Raw genomic sequence first — 2,781 nt, 5'->3', positions numbered from 1 at the left:
TGCCTAGCGACGTCCTACTCTAGCACGGGTCAACCGAACTACCATCGGCGCTGGAGAGCTTAACTTCTGTGTTCGGCATGGGAACAGGTGTGGCCTCTCCGCCATCGTCACTAGACATACACTCAAAACCAAATAGAAGCAATTCGTAGATACACGCTTGAATCATATTGAATAAGTCATCGATGAATTAGTATTTGTCCGCTGAGTATGTCACCATACTTACACGCCAAACCTATCAACCAGATCGTCTCTCTGGCATCTATAGGGAAATCTCATCTTGAGGGGGGCTTCATACTTAGATGCTTTCAGTATTTATCCCGTCCATACGTAGCTACCCAGCTATGCCGTTGGCACGACAACTGGTACACCAGTGGTATGTCCATCCCGGTCCTCTCGTACTAAGGACAGCGCCTCTCAAATTTCCTACGCCCACGACGGATAGGGACCGAACTGTCTCACGACGTTCTGAACCCAGCTCGCGTACCGCTTTAATGGGCGAACAGCCCAACCCTTGGAACCGACTACAGCTCCAGGATGCGATGAGCCGACATCGAGGTGCCAAACCTCCCCGTCGATGTGAACTCTTGGGGGAGATAAGCCTGTTATCCCCGGGGTAGCTTTTATCCGTTGAGCGATGGCCCTTCCATGCGGAACCACCGGATCACTAAGTCCGTCTTTCGACCCTGCTCGACTTGTTGGTCTCACAGTCAAGCTCCCTTATACCTTTACACTCTTTGAATGATTTCCAACCATTCTGAGGGAACCTTTGAGCGCCTCCGTTACATTTTAGGAGGCGACCGCCCCAGTCAAACTGTCCACCTGACACTGTCTCCGTACCGGATCACGGTACCGGGTTAGAACCGCAAGTACACCAGGGTGGTATCCCACCAGCGTCTCCACATACACTGACGTGCATGCTTCTTAAACTCCCACCTATCCTGTACAGGTGTACTCGAGATTCAATATCAAGCTACAGTAAAGCTCCACGGGGTCTTTCCGTCCTGTCGCGGGTATCCAGCATCTTCACTGGAACTATGATTTCACCGAGCCTCTCGTTGAGACAGTGCCCAAATCGTTACGCCTTTCGTGCGGGTCAGAACTTACCTGACAAGGAATTTCGCTACCTTAGGACCGTTATAGTTACGGCCGCCGTTTACTGGGGCTTCGATTTGTACCTTCGCTTACGCTAAGCACGCCTCTTAACCTTCCAGCACCGGGCAGGCGTCAGCCCCTATACGTCACCTTTCGGTTTGGCAGAGACCTATGTTTTTGATAAACAGTCGCTTGGGCCTATTCACTGCGGCTCATTTTCATGAGCACCCCTTCTCCCGAAGTTACGGGGTCATTTTGCCGAGTTCCTTAACGAGAGTTCGCTCGCTCACCTTAGAATTCTCTTCCCAACTACCTGTGTCGGTTTGCGGTACGGGCAGTATAACACTCGCTAGCGGGTTTTCTTGGCAGTGTGAATATCGATCTTCGGGCTTCGCCCTCCGCATCATGACTTACCTTACACTCATACCGGATTTGCCTGGTATGACAGCTTGTCACTTGCACGCACTCTTCCAGTCGTGCGATTCGATTCTCCTCCTGCGTCACCACTTCACTCATTCATGTTACACCGGTACAGGAATTTCTACCTGTTGTCCATCACCTACGCTGTTTGCCTCGGCTTAGGTCCCGACTTACCCAGAGCGGACGAGCCTTCCTCTGGAAACCTTAGTCTTTCGGTGGACGGGATTCTCACCCGTCTTGCGCTACTCACACCGGCATTCTCACTTCTATACGCTCCACTTTCCCTCTCGGTTTGGCTTCGCTGCATATAGAACGCTCTCCTACCATCCTTGCGGATCCACAGTTTCGGTAATATGTTTAGCCCCGGTACATTTTCGGCGCAGCGTCACTCGACTAGTGAGCTATTACGCACTCTTTAAATGATGGCTGCTTCTAAGCCAACATCCTAGTTGTCTGTGCAACGCCACATCCTTTTCCACTTAACATATATTTGGGGACCTTAACTGGTGGTCTGGGCTGTTTCCCTTTCGACAATGGACCTTATCACCCACTGTCTGACTCCCATACATCTCATCTATGGCATTCGGAGTTTGTCTGAACTCGGTAACCCGGGATGGGCCCCTTATCCAAACAGTGCTCTACCTCCACGATGATAATATGAGGCTATACCTAAATATATTTCGGAGAGAACCAGCTATCTCCAGGTTCGATTGGAATTTCACCCCTACCCACAACTCATCCGGTCATTTTTTAACATAAGTCGGTTCGGTCCTCCATCCAGTGTTACCTGGACTTCAACCTGGTCATGGGTAGATCACCTGGTTTCGGGTCTACACACACATACTATTCGCCCATTTCAGACTCGCTTTCGCTTCGGCTCCACATTCGCTGCTTAACCTTGCATGTATGCGTAACTCGCCGGTTCATTATACAAAAGGCACGCCATCACCCTTATAGGGCTCTGACTACTTGTAGGCACACGGTTTCAGGTTCTATTTCACTCCCCTCCCGGGGTGCTTTTCACCTTTCCCTCACGGTACTGGTTCACTATCGGTCACCAAGGAGTATTTAGCCTTAGGAGATGGTCCTCCCAGATTCCGACGGAATTCCTCGTGTTCCGCCGTACTCAGGATACTTCTAGCGTCCGCTCGCTTGTCGTGTACGGGACTGTTACCCTCTATGGTCATTCTTTCCATAATCTTCCACTAAACTTGCTTCTCGCATCTCGAAGTCCTACAACCCCAGTTTAAACTGGTTTGGGCTCTTCCC

At 50.7% G+C, this 2,781-nt stretch carries 2 rRNA genes; both read right to left on the bottom strand.

The window, feature by feature from the left end:
* Nucleotide 1: 1 nt before the first annotated feature.
* Nucleotides 2-115: ribosomal RNA gene (gene rrf, locus HMPREF3029_RS02920) — 5S ribosomal RNA — on the bottom strand.
* 52 nt (nt 116-167) lie between these two features.
* A 23S ribosomal RNA gene (locus HMPREF3029_RS02915) occupies nt 168-2,781 on the bottom strand; the annotation flags it as partial.

Origin of the sequence: Nosocomiicoccus sp. HMSC059G07 (assembly GCF_001815515.1) — a bacterium.
GTDB classification, from domain to species: Bacteria; Bacillota; Bacilli; order Staphylococcales; family Salinicoccaceae; genus Nosocomiicoccus; species Nosocomiicoccus ampullae_A.
The sequence above is the reverse complement of the archived record's forward strand: the minus strand, read 5'-3'. Positions and strand labels throughout refer to the sequence as shown.